The organism is Mesorhizobium sp. M0518, assembly GCF_040321125.1.
In the GTDB taxonomy this organism is placed as follows: Bacteria; Pseudomonadota; Alphaproteobacteria; order Rhizobiales; family Rhizobiaceae; genus Mesorhizobium.
This window is the reverse complement of record NZ_JAMYQY010000011.1, coordinates 190959-205543: the sequence shown is the minus strand read 5'-3', so window position 1 is coordinate 205543 and position 14585 is coordinate 190959. Positions and strand designations below refer to the sequence as shown.

General features: G+C 64.1%; 14 protein-coding genes. 8 read left to right on the top strand and 6 right to left on the bottom strand.

Going from position 1 to position 14585, the window contains the following annotated elements:
* Positions 1 to 10 precede the first annotated feature (10 nt).
* The 3 genes from NKI66_RS18170 to NKI66_RS18160 form a co-directional block, all read right to left on the bottom strand.
* The gene (locus NKI66_RS18170; protein WP_023809026.1) at positions 11 to 1216 is read right to left on the bottom strand and encodes an FAD-binding protein; all 1206 of its coding nucleotides are present in this window, start codon (positions 1214 to 1216) and stop codon (positions 11 to 13) included.
* Positions 1217 to 1451: 235 nt separating this feature from the next.
* Positions 1452 to 2948, bottom strand: a complete 1497-nt coding sequence (locus NKI66_RS18165) for an FAD-linked oxidase C-terminal domain-containing protein (protein WP_023809027.1) — start codon at positions 2946 to 2948, stop codon at positions 1452 to 1454.
* Positions 2949 to 3225: 277 nt separating this feature from the next.
* On the bottom strand, positions 3226 to 4548 hold the full coding sequence (locus NKI66_RS18160) for a DUF3422 family protein (protein ID WP_023809028.1): 1323 nt from the start codon (positions 4546 to 4548) through the stop codon (positions 3226 to 3228).
* A gap of 203 nt (positions 4549 to 4751) precedes the next feature.
* Here NKI66_RS18160 and NKI66_RS18155 point away from each other — a divergent pair, with 203 nt between their 5' ends.
* The 3 genes from NKI66_RS18155 to NKI66_RS18145 are packed head-to-tail and all read left to right on the top strand — an operon-like array spanning position 4752 to position 7520.
* Entirely contained in the window at positions 4752 to 5555 is an 804-nt protein-coding gene (locus tag NKI66_RS18155) for a FadR/GntR family transcriptional regulator (protein ID WP_023809029.1), read from the top strand.
* A gap of 18 nt (positions 5556 to 5573) precedes the next feature.
* Entirely contained in the window at positions 5574 to 6719 is a 1146-nt protein-coding gene (locus tag NKI66_RS18150) for an alpha-hydroxy acid oxidase (RefSeq protein WP_352752466.1), read from the top strand.
* A gap of 27 nt (positions 6720 to 6746) precedes the next feature.
* A complete protein-coding gene (locus NKI66_RS18145; RefSeq protein WP_023809031.1) occupies positions 6747 to 7520 on the top strand; it encodes a metallophosphoesterase family protein in 774 nt (257 codons plus the stop codon).
* A 39-nt stretch (positions 7521 to 7559) separates the two neighbouring features.
* On the opposite strand, the gene NKI66_RS18140 is transcribed toward NKI66_RS18145, so the two are convergent.
* Together NKI66_RS18140 and NKI66_RS18135 are read right to left on the bottom strand one after the other, a co-directional pair.
* Positions 7560 to 7691 (bottom strand): hypothetical protein, encoded by a 132-nt coding sequence (locus NKI66_RS18140; protein ID WP_013893872.1) that lies wholly within the window; start codon positions 7689 to 7691, stop codon positions 7560 to 7562.
* A gap of 292 nt (positions 7692 to 7983) precedes the next feature.
* The gene (locus tag NKI66_RS18135) at positions 7984 to 8682 is read right to left on the bottom strand and encodes a type 1 glutamine amidotransferase (RefSeq protein WP_127292765.1); all 699 of its coding nucleotides are present in this window, start codon (positions 8680 to 8682) and stop codon (positions 7984 to 7986) included.
* Between the two features lie 88 nt (positions 8683 to 8770).
* On the opposite strand from NKI66_RS18135, the gene NKI66_RS18130 reads away from it, so the two are divergent.
* The 4 genes from NKI66_RS18130 to NKI66_RS18115 all read left to right on the top strand — a co-directional run bounded on the left by NKI66_RS18130 (position 8771) and on the right by NKI66_RS18115 (position 12952).
* Complete coding sequence (locus NKI66_RS18130) at positions 8771 to 9418, top strand: hypothetical protein (protein ID WP_023809033.1); 648 nt, start codon at positions 8771 to 8773, stop codon at positions 9416 to 9418.
* 31 nt (positions 9419 to 9449) lie between these two features.
* Positions 9450 to 10184 (top strand): 16S rRNA (uracil(1498)-N(3))-methyltransferase, encoded by a 735-nt coding sequence (locus NKI66_RS18125; protein WP_023809034.1) that lies wholly within the window; start codon positions 9450 to 9452, stop codon positions 10182 to 10184.
* Between the two features lie 244 nt (positions 10185 to 10428).
* A complete protein-coding gene (locus NKI66_RS18120; protein ID WP_023809035.1) occupies positions 10429 to 11802 on the top strand; it encodes a glutamate--cysteine ligase in 1374 nt (457 codons plus the stop codon).
* Positions 11803 to 11902: 100 nt separating this feature from the next.
* On the top strand, positions 11903 to 12952 hold the full coding sequence (locus NKI66_RS18115; protein WP_352752463.1) for a DUF937 domain-containing protein: 1050 nt from the start codon (positions 11903 to 11905) through the stop codon (positions 12950 to 12952).
* Between the two features lie 157 nt (positions 12953 to 13109).
* Here the strand turns inward: NKI66_RS18115 and NKI66_RS18110 are convergent, their stop codons facing one another.
* Complete coding sequence (locus NKI66_RS18110) at positions 13110 to 13400, bottom strand: DUF1127 domain-containing protein (protein ID WP_127254768.1); 291 nt, start codon at positions 13398 to 13400, stop codon at positions 13110 to 13112.
* 178 nt (positions 13401 to 13578) lie between these two features.
* Here NKI66_RS18110 and NKI66_RS18105 point away from each other — a divergent pair, with 178 nt between their 5' ends.
* Positions 13579 to 14535, top strand: a complete 957-nt coding sequence (locus NKI66_RS18105) for a LysR substrate-binding domain-containing protein (RefSeq protein ID WP_027035580.1) — start codon at positions 13579 to 13581, stop codon at positions 14533 to 14535.
* The last annotated feature ends 50 nt before the right edge of the window (positions 14536 to 14585 follow it).

The following is a 14585-nucleotide window of genomic DNA, read 5'->3' as shown; positions in this document are numbered from 1 at the left end:
CGCTGATGTCCTAGGCCATTCGGCCGGGATTGAGGATATTCTTCGGGTCGAATTCCTGTTTCAGGCGCACCGCTAGTGCGGCAAGCGCCGGCGGCTGCGGCTCGAACACCGGCAGAGCGGCGCGATGCGAAGGTGCGGCACGCACCAGCGTCGCATGGCCGCCGCCATGTTTCCTCAACAGCCCGCGCAGCAGGGCGGCTTCCGGGTCGCCTTGTTCCATGCGCAGCCACACCAGCCCGCCCTGCCAGTCATAGAAGGCGCTGACGGCGGCCTGCATGCGCAGTGTCAGGACCATCTGGTGGCACTGTCCCGGCGTCATCGAGACACGCCAGACCGGTTTCTCGCCGTTGTCGGCGAAGGGCCTGCAATCGCGCACATCGCGCCAGATCAGCCGTGAGGTTTCACCGGCAATCTCCTGCAGCGGCCCGGCCTTGCCGAGCAGCGTTTTCAGCGCGGCAATACGGTAGGCAACCGACGGGCCGAAACCCTCGACACGCAGCAGCGTGGCGGCCTCGCTGCCGAGACTGCCGCCGGCGACGCGCGCGGCGATCCGCTCCGGCAGATGGGCGGCACTCGACACTTCAGCACTCGAGCCAAGCGCCAGGGCCATGGCGGCGGCAGCGGCATCGTCGAGCAAGCCACGGATGGCGAGCGTGACTTCGGTCTCGGCTGCCGGCAGCACCTTGAAGGTGACGTCGGTGAAGGCGGCCAGCGTGCCCCAGCTGTTGGCCATCAGCTTGGACATGTCATAGCCGGTGACGTTCTTGACCACGCGACCGCCCGACTTGAAGGCCTCGCCGCGCCCGGACACCACATTGATGCCCAGGATATGATCGCGCGCCGCGCCCGCCTTCAGCCGGCGCGGACCGGAGAGGTTCGCGGCGAGCACGCCGCCGATTGTGCCTTTGCCAGCTTCGCCGCCGAGCAGTGGGCCGTAGTCCATCGGCTCGAAGGCAAGCTGCTGGCCGTTTTCCGCCAGCAGCTTTTCGATCTCGGCCAGCGGTGTGCCGGCTTTTGCCGACAGCACCAGTTCAGCCGGTTCATAGAGCGTGACGCCGGTGAGCCTCGACAGGTCGAGCGTGTGTTCGGTTTGCAGCGGCCGGCCGATGCCACGCTTGGAGCCGTGGCCGAGGATTTCCAGCGGCGAGCCTTCCGCCGCTGCCCAGGCGACGGTGGAGGGGACTTCGGATGAGGTGGTCGGGGTGAAGGTGGTCATGGGCGACCCCTGTTCCTCGCCCAGCGAAGCGGGGAAGGCCACATCGGCCGCGTTTCTTCACACCCCCCTCTGTCCTGCCGGACATCTCCCCCGCAAGGGGGGAGATTGGCAGCTCGCACGACCGCGCCTTTCAAACCTTGGTGATTGGCGAAAGCCAAAACGACATCCAATCTCCCCCCTAGCGGGGGAGATGTCCGGCAGGACAGAGGGGGGTGTTCAAGCGCCGACATATCCCTCAAAACCTCGGAATGTCTGGGAACGGCAGTTTGCCGCCGGAAATGTGCATCCGCCCAAGCTCGGCGCATCGCCGCAGCTGCGGGAACACTTTTCCCGGGTTGAGCAGATGGTTGGGATCGAAGGCACATTTGACCCGCATCTGCTGGTCGAGATCGATCTGGGTGAACATTTCCGGCATCAAGTCGCGTTTTTCCACGCCCACACCGTGTTCGCCGGTCAAGACGCCGCCGACCTTGACGCAGAGCCGCAATATGTCGGCGCCGAAGCTTTCGGCCTTGTCGAGTTCGCCCGGTACGTTGGCATCGTAGAGGATCAGCGGATGCAGATTGCCGTCGCCGGCATGAAAGACATTGGCGACGCCGAGACCGTATTTTTCCGACAGCTCGCGCATGCCGGCGAGCACGCGCGGCAGCTCCTTGCGCGGGATGGTGCCGTCCATGCAGTAGTAGTCGGGCGAGATGCGGCCAACGGCCGGAAACGCCGCCTTGCGGCCGGCCCAGAAGCTCAGCCGTTCCTGTTCCGACTGCGAAATGCGGCAGGTGGTCGAGCCGTTCTTGTAGGCGATCGCCTCGACCAGCCCGATCAGATGATCGACCTCGACGCCGGGGCCGTCGAGCTCGACGATCAGCAGCGCCTCGACATCGAGGGGATAGCCGGCATGAACGAAATCTTCCGCCGCATGGATCGCCGGCCGGTCCATCATCTCCATGCCGCCCGGGATGATGCCGGCGCCGATGATGTCGGCAACGCACTGACCGCCCTGCTCGCTGGTCGGGAAGCCGATCAGCAGTGCACGTGCCGTCTCCGGCTTCTTCAGGATGCGTACGGTAACCTCGGTGACGACGCCGAGCAGCCCTTCGGAGCCGGTCATGACGCCGAGCAGGTCGTAGCCTTCCGCATCAAGGTGACTGCCCCCCAGCCGCACCACCTCGCCATTCATCAGCACCATCTCGATGCCGAGCACATTGTTGGCGGTAAGGCCGTATTTCAGGCAGTGCACGCCACCGGAATTCTCCGCGACATTGCCGCCGATCGAGCAGGCAATCTGGGAGGATGGATCGGGGGCGTAGTAAAAGCCCTCCTGCTCGACGGCGGTGGTGATGCCGAGATTGGTGACGCCCGGCTGGGCAACGACGACGCGATTGGGGAAATCGATCCCGAGGATGCGGTTGAAGCGGCTCATGACCAAAAGCACCGCGTCCTCGAGCGGCAGCGCGCCGCCCGACAGCGAGGTGCCGGAGCCGCGCGGCACGACGCGGATGTTGCGGTCGTTGCAGTATTTCAGCACGCGCGAAACCTGCGCCACCGTTTGCGGCAGCACGACAACCAGCGGCAGCTGCCGATAGGCGGTCAGGCCGTCGCTCTCGAAGGCGCGCATGGAATTGGCGGCGTCGACGACGCCCTCACCCGGCACGATGATGCGCATGTCGGCGACGATCTCGTCGCGCCGGCGCATCGTGGCGTCGTCTGGTTTCGGCATGGCCAAGCCGGACATCAGCAGCCTCATTTCGCTTGACTGGTCAAAATCTTTTACCAGTGAAGCGCGTTGGGTGCAAATCCTGTGGCGGCGGGGAATCCGCTTCAAGGCTGAGGCAAGCTTCCTCAGCGGCAATCTGCCGCTCTCTCACCCTCCCCTTGTGGGGAGGGTCGCGAACGAAGCGAGCGGGGTGGGGGTCCGCGCGGCGCTCTACGAGGACCACCACCCCGTCTCACGATCTTCGCTTCGCTGCGATCATGAGCCGACCCTCCCCACAAGGGGAGGGTGAGCAGATCTATTCGCCGGGCGGCTTGCCGGGCTCGGAATGCATCCGGCGCACACGGCGTACGCCCCACCAGACCAGCAGGATGGCGACAGGCACCGAAGCAGCGGTAACGATCTCCGGCGCGAAGGCATGGCCGAAGATCGAGGCGCCCTTGGCGACATAGCCGACAAGGCCGACCACATAATAGGAGACGGCGGCGACCGAGAGCCCCTCGACGGTCTGCTGCAGGCGCAGTTGCAGGCGGGCGCGGTTGTTCATCGAGGCAAGCAGGTCGCGGTTCTGCTTCTCGACCTCGACATCGACCCAGGTGCGCAGCAGCGTCGTGGCGCGGGTCAGTTTTCGCGACAGATTTTCCTGCCGCTCCTCGACCGAGCGGCAGGTGCGCATTGCGGGTGCCACACGGCGCTGCAGGAACCCGCGCCATGTGTCATAACCGGGCACAGCCTCTTCCTCGAGCGCCTCCAGCCGTTCGCCGACGATGCCGTCATAAGCGCGGCTGGCGCCGAAGCGGTAAAGGCTCGATGCCGCGTCCGCCTCCAGCTCCGCCGCAAGTTCGGTCAGATCGGCCAGCAAGGTCTGGCTGTCGCGTGTCCCGGCGACCTTCATCTCCAGCGTGGTCTGCGCCAGCCGGTCTTCGATGCGGCGGGCGCGGCCGGACAAGGTCAACGCCAGCGGCAGGCCGAGCATGGCCAGCGTCCGATAGGTTTCGATATCGATAAGCCGCTGCGACAACGCGCCGGTGCGCGCCGGGGTCAAGCCGCGATCGAGCAGCAGCATGCGGGTCAGGCCATCGCCATCCTGGCGAAAATCGGTGACGATGGCGGCGTTTCCGCGCTCGACCAGCGAGTAGCACAGGCTGGTCGGATCGAAACCGGCTATCAGCTGCTCGCTCGCTTGCGTCCATTTGCGGATTTCGAGCCTGATGCCGGAGATGCAGGTTCCCGGCGGCGAGAACCCGTTGCCGAACGGGGAGTCCTCCGGCGTCCTGCCGCTTTCGGAAAGCGGCCCTTCCCACAAATAGGTCGAGAATTCGGTGTGCCGCTCCCAGCGCAGCGAGCCCTTGCCCCATTTCATGGCATGGTGGCGGGCCTGGCGGTCGGGCGCGGCGATGCCGAGGCGCCGCGACAGTTCGGAAAGCACCGCGTGGTCGACGCCGGAGCCACCCTCCGTCATGAAGGCGAGTTGCATCAGGACGCGTGGCTTTTCGATCAGCGGATGCGGCCGGGCATGAACCTCGCCGAGTGCGCCGGGCCGCCCCTCATGCGCGGGAAAGCCCATGACGCTGCCCTTGGCGCGCGGCTGGAATTCGAGATCGGACGGGTCGTCTGACACGGCTTGTTCCCTGGGTTCCTTGAACCCTCTTGCACGTGCGTCCCTCTAGTGCCAACGGCCTTATGACGCAAACAGCAAAGTTAGCCGAAGATGATGGCATCAGGGCGAAAAATCGGCACGCTTTTGTCAATTGGATAAATAATTTGACCAGTTGGCGAGGCAGGCTCTATTCTGCGACACCGGTTCACCTTCCAGGCATTCTGTTGAGCGACATTTTTTCCAGGATCGAGCATTCGCGCACCGCCGACGAGGTGGTGCAGCAGATCGAGAGCCTCATCCTCGAAGGCGTGCTGCGCACCGGCGACCGGCTGCCGGGCGAGCGCGAGCTTGCACGCCAGTTCGACGTATCCCGGCCGATCCTGCGTGACGCCCTGAAGGCACTGGAAGGACGCGGCCTTTTGACGACAAGGCCCGGCGGCGGCACGCATGTCGCCGATGTCATCGGCCAGCTTTTCACCAAGCCGGTGACGGACCTGATCTCGATGCACCGCAAGGCAGTGACCGATTATCTGGAATACCGCCGCGAGATCGAAGGGGTCGCGGCTGAATACGCGGCACGGCGCGCCACTGCGGACGACATGGCGCTGCTCGACAAGATCATGGCACGCATGGACGATGCGCACCGGACCGGCGACTTCGACGACGAAGCCGAGATCGATGTCGAGTTCCACCACGCGATCTGCGAATGCGCGCACAACATCATCCTTTTGCACACGCTGCGCTCCTGTTACCGGCTGTTGTCGGAGGGCGTGTTCCAGAACCGGCTGCTGGTGTTCAGCGTGCCCGGCGCGCGCGACGCCCTGCTCGCGCAGCACCGCGCGATCCATGCGGCGGTGAAGGCCGGCGATCCGGATGCTGCCCGGCAAGCGGCGATGGACCACATCACCTATGTCGAACGGTCGATGGCGGAGGCCGAGCGCAGCGGCGACTGGCAGCGCGTCTCGCGACTGAGGTTGAAACAGCGCGTCGACGCCACCGATACAGAACCAGCACGCAAACGCTCCTAGCTATCGAGACGGGAACCCATGAGCCAGATCCTGACCATCGCCGACCTCAAGGACCTCGCCCGCCGGCGCGTGCCGAAGATGTTCTTCGACTATACCGATTCCGGTTCGTGGACCGAAGGCACGTATCGGGCCAACGAAGAGGACTTCCAGAAGATCAAGTTCCGCCAGCGCGTGCTCGTCGACATGGACAACCGTTCGCTGGCGTCGACGATGATCGGCGAAAAAGTGTCGATGCCGGTGGCATTGGCGCCAACCGGCATGACCGGCATGCAGCACGCCAATGGCGAGATGCTGGCGGCTCAGGCGGCGGAGGAATTCGGCGTGCCGTTTACCTTGTCGACGATGAGCATCTGCTCGATCGAGGATGTCGCCTCGGTAACCACGAAGCCGTTCTGGTTTCAGCTCTATGTGCTGCGTGACAAGGATTTCGTGCTCAACCTGATCGACAGGGCAAAGGCGGCGAAATGCTCGGCGCTCGTGCTGACGCTCGACCTGCAGATTCTCGGTCAGCGCCACAAGGACATCCGCAACGGGCTTTCCGCGCCACCCAAGCTGACGCTGACGAACATCGTCGACATGGCCATCCGCCCGCACTGGTGCGCCGCCATGGCCGGCACGAAGCGGCGGACCTTCCGCAACATTGTCGGCCACGCCAAGGGCGTCGGCAACATGGCCTCGCTGGCATCGTGGACGACGGAGCAGTTCGACCCGCATCTGTCGTGGAAGGACGTCGCCTGGATCAAGGAGCGCTGGGGCGGCAAGCTGATCCTCAAGGGCATTCTCGACAAGGAGGACGCGCTGATGGCGGCCAAGACCGGCGCCGACGCGATCATCGTTTCCAACCATGGCGGGCGCCAGCTCGATGGTGCGTCGTCGTCGATCAGCGTGCTGGAAGAGATTGCCGACGCGGTCGGCGACACGATCGAAGTGCATATGGATGGCGGCATCCGCTCCGGCCAGGATGTGCTGAAGGCGCTTTGCCTCGGTGCCAAGGGAACCTATATCGGGCGGCCATTTCTTTACGGCCTGGGGGCGCTTGGCAAGGAAGGGGTTACCAAGGCGTTGGAAATCATCCGCAAGGAGATGGACATCACGCTGGCGCTATGCGGAAAGCGTCTGGTCACCGACATGGGCAAGGACCAGCTCCGGCGCCAGGTCCCGTGACCGCCTGACCACGGAGGCACCGAAAAATTGGCAGAACCCGGCATCCATTTTCTCGACGCGCATGGGCCGGACGGCATGCGTCTCTATGCGATCGGCGACGTCCACGGCCGGCTCGACCTTCTGGCCGCCATGCATCTGCGCATCAGGGCCGAGATCGAGCAGGAGGCGCCTGCCGACTGGCGCATCATCCATCTTGGCGACTATGTCGACCGCGGGCCGGACTCGAAGGGCGTCATCGATTTCCTGATCGAAGCGCAAGAGCGCGACCCTCGTCACCTGATGCTGGCCGGCAACCACGACATCGGTTTTCTCGACTTTCTCAAGACCCCTGACCCGGAAGGGCTTTTCATCCGGTTCGGCGGCATCCAGACGGCACAGTCCTACGGCGTGGCGATCAGTGAAGGCACCAGCGTATGGTTCGGCAAGGCTGAATCGGCCGTGCGCAAAGGACATCAGGCCCTGGTCGAGGCCGTGCCGCAAAGCCACATCGACTTCCTGCGGTCACTGCCGTTCTCCGCGATTTTCGGGGACTTCTTCTTCTGTCATGCCGGCATCAGGCCGGGTAATCCTCTGGAGAAGCAAAACCCACAGGACCTGATCTGGATCCGCGACGTCTTCCACAACCACACCGACCTTTATCCGAAGATCGTGGTGCACGGCCACACCCCGGTGCCGGAGGCGGAAGTGATGGCCAACCGCGTCAATATCGACACGCTTGCCTGGCAGTCAGGCATGCTGAGCGCGCTCGTCGTCGACGGCGCGGACAAACGCATCCTGACAATGACGATCAAGGAAGCTTGAGCGTCGCGCGTCGGAAGACGCGAAAGACGCTTCCCGCCTTTAGCGCAGCGAGGCGGTGACGCCGTAACCGTCTACGGCGTTGTGGTTGTTGGCTGCGTCGGCGGCATAGATGCCGAGACCGCACAGCACGATGGCGGACAACATGGCAAAGGACAGAAGCGCTGCTTTCACGGAGGTCATCTCTTGTTGAGCTTTCTGCATCTGTGCACCAGGCGGTTACCAATGCGTTGAAACGGAGAATTCGCTTCAAAGTTTCGACGATTTTGCGCTTCTAGGCATGTTCTGTATCAACGGTGTGTCGCGCGGGTCACACAAAGGTTCATAGCCGTTGCACAGAAGATGCAGAGCGCGCGCCTTCTAGGATGGCGGGCGGACACAAGCCAAGAATGAAACGGTTTTCCCCAGGCGGTTTCACCGCCGCGTGCCAATTATGTCACGCTGGAGGGTGCAGAGAGACCAACGCTCAGATGGTCGCTACCCAGGCGCGGGCAATGGCCAGACCCGCGGCATCCGCATCGGGTCCGTTGCGGGCCATTTCGCCATCGAGCTTGCCGGCCCAGTCGGGATGGCGGGCGGCGATGGTCGGGGCAAAGGATGTGCTCCAGTCCTTGACCATCGGCCGGTCGGCCTCGAAATGGAACTGGAAGCCATAGACGGCGCGGCCGACGCGAAACGCCTGGTTCTCGGCGACATCGTTGCCGGCGAGCCGCACGGCGGCCTCGGGCAGCACGAAGGTGTCGTCATGCCACTGGAAGATCGGGAATTTCTCCGGCAGCGCGCCCAACACCGGATCGGCCTTGGCGTCCGCCGTCAGCGATACGCCGCGCCAACCGAACTCATTGGCGCCGCCGATGCGGTTTTCGCCGCCGAAGGCACGGGCGACGAGCTGGCTGCCGAGGCAGATGCCGAGCACGGCGCGATCCTTGTCGGCAAAATCGCGGGTCAGTTCGAGCAGCGCCGGGAAATAGGGGTACTCATCGTCGGCCAGCGCATTCTGGCCACCGCCGAGCACCACCATGGCATCATGACCGGCCGCGTCGTCCGGCAGGGGATCGCCCCTGTAAGGGAGACGCAGGTCGAGATCGGCACCCGCTTCCGCAAGTGCTGCGCCGACCTGGCCGAGGCCGGTATTGTCGTAGTTCTGGACCACCAGCACCCGCATCACAAAACCCTGCTGACATGAAAAAGATGCGACGAGCGATATCATGCCGCTCGCATTGCAGCCAAGATGCGTGTCCGGAGAGAAAACTATGCCACTGCAGAACCGGGTCGATCCGTTCGGTACCATCCACGCCGTGCCTGATCGCGGCCTGTTCACCGGCAATCGCGGCATCATCCACGATCCCGAGACGAAGACGCTCAAGAAGAAGCGCTGGGCGCTTCCGGCCTGGATCATCTGCGTCCGCCAATTCCGCGATGTGCGGCGCGAACCGATGGGCCGCAACCGGAAGGGCGGCAAAGCGGGCTGGACCGAGCTGTTCTTCCTCGACGAGGTGACTGCATTGGCTGGCGGGCATCGCCCCTGCTTCTTTTGCCAGCGCGAACGGGCCAGGGATTTCGTCGGCCGCTTCGGCGACGCCTTCGGCATTGCCGAACCGCGTGCGCCGATGGTCGACAGGCGGCTGCACAAGGAGCGGCTGGCCTCGGGCGGCAGGCCGCCAGTGGTTGCGGTTGAAGACCTTGCCGGCCTGCCGGACGGCGCCATGGTCGCGGATGGCGCCACGGTTTATGCTTTGCGTCGGGGCAAGACGCTGCGCTGGTCGTTTGCCGGGTATGGGCATCCCGGCGATTTCGGCCTGCTCAACGGCAAGACACTCTCGCTGCTGACACCGGCCACAACGCTCGCCGTGCTGGGGTATGGCTTTCGGCCGGTGTGGCATCCGACCGCCGAGGCTTGACGCCGGCAGCCGGCTCGCTCATTCCTCGGCGATGCGCGCCAATTACAAGATGCAACGTCTGTTCGTGCCCGACGATCTCGCGCCGGATGTAGAGTTCGACGCCGGCCAACAGCAGAGCCACTATCTCCTGCATGTGCTGCGGCTTGGCGAAGGCGCCGAAATCCTGGTGTTCAATGGCCGCGGCGGCGAGTGGTCGGCGGCCATCGCGGCGAAGACGAAAAGGTCGGTTCGACTGAAGGTGTCGGCGCTGCAGCGACCGCAGCCGCCGCTGCCCGATCTCGTCTACTGCTTTGCGCCACTGAAGCAGGGCCGGCTCGACTATCTCGTGCAGAAGGCGGTCGAGATGGGCGCCGGCGTCCTGCAGCCGGTCATCACCCAGCACACGCAAGTGGCCAAGCCGTCGATCGATCGCCTGCGCGCCAATGTCGTCGAAGCCGCCGAACAATGCGGCATCTTGGCGGTACCTCAGGTGCACGAAGCCGAAAAATTCGACCGCCTGCTGATCGGCTGGGACACAGGGCGACGGCTGATCTTCTGCGATGAGGATGCTTCGACCAACAATCCGCTGGCCGCGCTGCAGGCGGTCAAGGAAAAGAAGCTTGGGCTGCTGGTCGGGCCGGAGGGTGGCTTTTCCGACGACGAGCGCAAGATGCTGCGCGCCCTGCCCTTCGTCACCGCCATTCCGCTCGGCCCGCGTATCCTGCGCGCCGACACGGCGGCGGTGGCCGCGCTCGCGGTGATGCAGGCGACAGTCGGAGACTGGTAAGACCTCGCCTCTTGCAAGGAATGGGCAGCGCTGCCACGTTCAATTCCTGTTGACCTGTGGCTCAGGATTTTTCGCTTGATCGTCTGCTGACATTTCGTCCATTTAGCGCCGGCGATCGTCCGATCGTCCTACAGCGCCGGCCTCCTTTCGGACGTGCAAAGGACACTGTAGCATTCCATTGGGGCATATGATCCCCAGCGAAAGTCGAAAGCCGATTTTCGGGGTCATGTGCAGAGGGTTCATAATGGCGCGCGATACGACCGATTTCCGCCCGATCGAAGGTGTCGACGAACTCGTCGAGCATCTGGCCGAAGGCAACAAGCCGCGCGACAAATGGCGCATCGGCACCGAGCACGAGAAATTCCCCTTCTATGTCGACGGCAATGCACCGGTCCCCTATGGCGGCGAGCGCGGCATCCGCGCCATTCTCGAAGGCATGCAGTCAAAGCTCGGCTGGGATCCGATCGTCGATGACGGCCGCATCATTGGCCTGGTCGAACCGACCGGTCAGGGTGCGATTTCGCTGGAACCCGGCGGCCAGTTCGAACTTTCCGGCGCACCGCTGGAGACGATCCACCAGACCTGCCGGGAGGGCAACGCCCATCTGGCGCAGGTGCGCGAGATCGCCGAGCCGATGGGCATCCGCTTCCTCGGCCTCGGCGGCAGTCCGAAATGGTCGCTGGCCGAGACGCCGAAAATGCCGAAATCGCGCTACGAGATCATGACGCGCTACATGCCCAAGGTGGGCACCAAGGGCCTCGACATGATGTACCGCACCTGCACGATCCAGGTGAATCTCGACTTCGAGAGCGAGGCGGACATGCGCCGCAAGATGCAGGTGTCATTGAAGCTGCAGCCGCTGTCGACGGCATTGTTCGCCAATTCGCCTTTCACCGAAAGCCACCCGAACGGCTTGCAGAGCTGGCGCGGCGACATCTGGCGCGACACCGACAACCAGCGCTCGGGCCTGCTCGAATTCTGCTTCTCGCCCGATTTCGGCTTTGCCGACTATGTCGAATGGGCGCTCGACGTGCCGATGTATTTCGTCATCCGCGACGACCGCTATCACGACATGACCCACATCACCTTCCGCCAGTTCATGGCCGGGGCCGCGCGCAATGAAGTGCCGGACGGGCTGCCGACAATGGGCGACTGGGCGAACCATCTGTCAACGCTGTTCCCGGACGTGCGGCTGAAGCGCTTCCTCGAGATGCGCGGCGCCGATGGCGGGCCATGGCGGCGCATCTGCGCGCTGCCGGCCTTCTGGGTCGGATTGCTTTATGATGAGGCCGCACTCGATGCCGCCGAGGCGCTGACCTCGAGCTGGACGTATGAAGAAACGCTGGCGATGCGCAACGCCGTGCCGGAACAAGGCATTTCCGCACCGTTCCGCAACACCACGCTGCGCGAGATCGCGCGTGACGTGATGGTCATTTCCCGCATGGGGCTGAAGAACCGTGGCAAGAAGAACCGCGACGGCTACGACGAGACCTCCTTCCTCAACACGTTGGACGAAGTCGTGGCGCGCGGCACCACCAGCGCCGAGGAGATGCTGTCGGCCTATCACACACGCTGGGGCGGCTCGATCGAGCCGGTTTTCATGGAATACGCCTATTAACCCTCGGATCTGGGAAAGCTGACCGGCCGGCAAAAGTCGCTTCAATCGGAAGTGGAAACAAACTAGGCTTCTTCGGCGAGGATTTCCGGAGGAGAGACCAATGCCTTCCTTGTTCGACATGCTGACGCAGGCCCAGAACGGCAACGGCATGCAGGCCCTTGCCCAGCAATACGGGCTTTCGATGCAGCAGACGCAAGCCGCGGTCGCCGCATTGCTGCCCGCCTTTTCGCAAGGGCTGCAGCGCAACACCGCCGACCCTTACGGGCTCGGCGCCTTCATGACGGCGATGGCCAGCGGCCAGCACGCCAAGTATTTCGAGGACGCAACCCGGGCCTTCTCGCCGCAAGGCGTGGATGAGGGCAACGGCATTCTCGGGCACCTGTTCGGCTCGAAAGACCTGTCTCGCGCCGTGGCCAGCCAGGCGGCGCAAGCCAGCGGCGTCAATCAGCAGATCCTGCAGCAGATGCTGCCGGCGATCGCCTCGATGGTCATGGGCGGGCTGTTCAAGCAGACGACAAATCAGATGCAGGCCGCCGGCGGTTTTGGCGGCGGCGGCAACAATCCGCTCGGCGAGATCATCGAGCAGATGATGCGCCAAGGCGGCGCCATGCAGGCCCCGGCGCCGCAGCCGCGCCAGGCGCCGCAGCCCCAGAATCCAATCGACAATCCGCTCGGCAAGGTGTTGCAGGACATGTTCGGCGGCGGTGCGCCTCAGCCACAGCCGCAAAGCCAGCCGCAGCCGCAGCCTAATCCCTACGGCGACAATCCGCTCGGCAAGGTGCTGCAGGACATGTTCGGCGGTGGCGCGCCTCAGCCGCAGCCGCAAGGGCGGACGCAGCCGCAGCCTCAGCAGACACAGAGCCCCTACGGAGACAATCCGCTGGGGAAAATCTTCGAGGAGATGCTGCGGCAAGGTGGCGGTGGCTTAGGCGGCATCCCTGGCGGACAGCCGGCGCCGCAACAGCCTCAAGCGCCCCCACAGCAGCGTCAGGCACCGCAGCCACAGGCCAATCCGAGCGGCAGGCCAACGAATCCGTTCGACGACCTGTTCGGCAAGATGTTCGAGACCGGCGCCCAGCAGCGTGACGACTACCAGAAGGGCGTGGAGACGATCTTCGACCAGTTCAAGCGGGATATGGATCGGCGGTAGGCGGTCTTCGCTGAGGTAGAAAGAGAAAAGCCCGGTCCTGGGAGGACCGGGCAGAGTGCAGGCGGGCCGGGGGGATCCGGCAGGGAGTGGGAGCCTGCATACTCGTCAGTCGCGTCGAACCCCGAAAAGGTTCACGACCTAAACAACAAGCAACAGATCAGGCCACCTTGCGGGCGATGTCCTCGATCGTTTCGACGCGATCGCTGGCGATTTCGCGCAGCATCGCCGTCGGGTCGCGGCCAAACGGCACGTCGATGGCGACGTGCAGGTCGGCGCGCGTCAGGCCGATATCGGCGAGTTCGGCGTCCGACATCTCGCCAAGGCGATAAAAGGCGCGGCGGTTTTTCCAGGCGCGATAGATGTTGGAGACGGTGTTGGCCACGCGAGTCGCAACGGCCGGACGCGAGGTGATGCGCGAGGTCTCGGTGGCGAAATCGAACGTGGTCATTGTCGGTCTCCTTCAGACTCGAACGGGCAAAGCCTTGCAATCGGCGCTGGCGACAGCGGCCGTTCCGGCTTCGATTCACATGCCTTCATGTGGACAATACCAATTTGCCATCGAGTGATTGATTAATCCAACGAATGTTTCTAATCTTTACCATCAACACTAGTGATGGATCATGTCGATGAAATCGCCGCTCGATCTCGATCAATTGCAGACCTTCATCTCGATCGCCGATACCGGCAGCTTCACCAGGGCGGCCGAAGAGGTGCACCGGACCCAGTCGGCGGTTTCGATGCAGATGCGCCGTCTGGAGGAGCGGCTCGGCAAGCCGCTGTTCGAAAAGGACGGGCGCACCAACAGGCTGACCGAGGAAGGCGACAAGCTGCTCTCCTATGCGCGGCGGCTGCTCTATCTCAACCGTGAGACGCTGGCTGCCTTCGATGACCGGCGGCTCGAAGGCACGATCCGCATCGGCACGCCCGACGACTATGCCGATCGTTTCCTGCCCGAGATCATGGCGCGGTTCACGCGCTCCAATCCGCGCGTCGAACTGACCGTCATCTGCGAGCCGACGCCGGGGCTGGTCGAGCATATCAAGCGCGGCAATCTCGACCTCGCGCTGGTGACTCACAACGACGTACGCGGCCAGTCGGAGGTGGTGCGGCGCGAACCGCTGCTGTGGGTCACCTCGGCCAACCATGCGACGCATGAGCAGGAAACGCTGCCGATGGCCTTTGGCCGGCCGAACTGCATCTGGCGGCGCGCCGCCGTCGATGTGCTCGACCAGCAGAACCGCGACTATCGCATCCTGTTCACCAGTTTCTCGGCCACCGTCATCACCGCCGCGGTGCTTTCCGGGCTGGCGATCTCGGTGCTGCCGGAATGCGCGCTGCGGCCCGGCATGCGGGTGCTGAGCGAAGCCGACGGCTTCGGCGCCCTGCCCGATTGCCGCATCGGTATCATGCGCGGCCAGACGTCGCGGCCGGAGATCGTCGATGCGCTCGCCCGCCATATTTCGGAAAGCCTGGACAATATCTCCGTCCCGGTCGGCGAAGACCCCGGGACATTCGATTTCGCAGCACTCGCCTTCACCAAGCTGCGGCGAACCAAGCCGAACCAGATTCTGCCCGGCTGGTAGGCAGGGTCAGGTATGCGGGTTATGAACGGCTGGCCCGACGCAACCGCCTT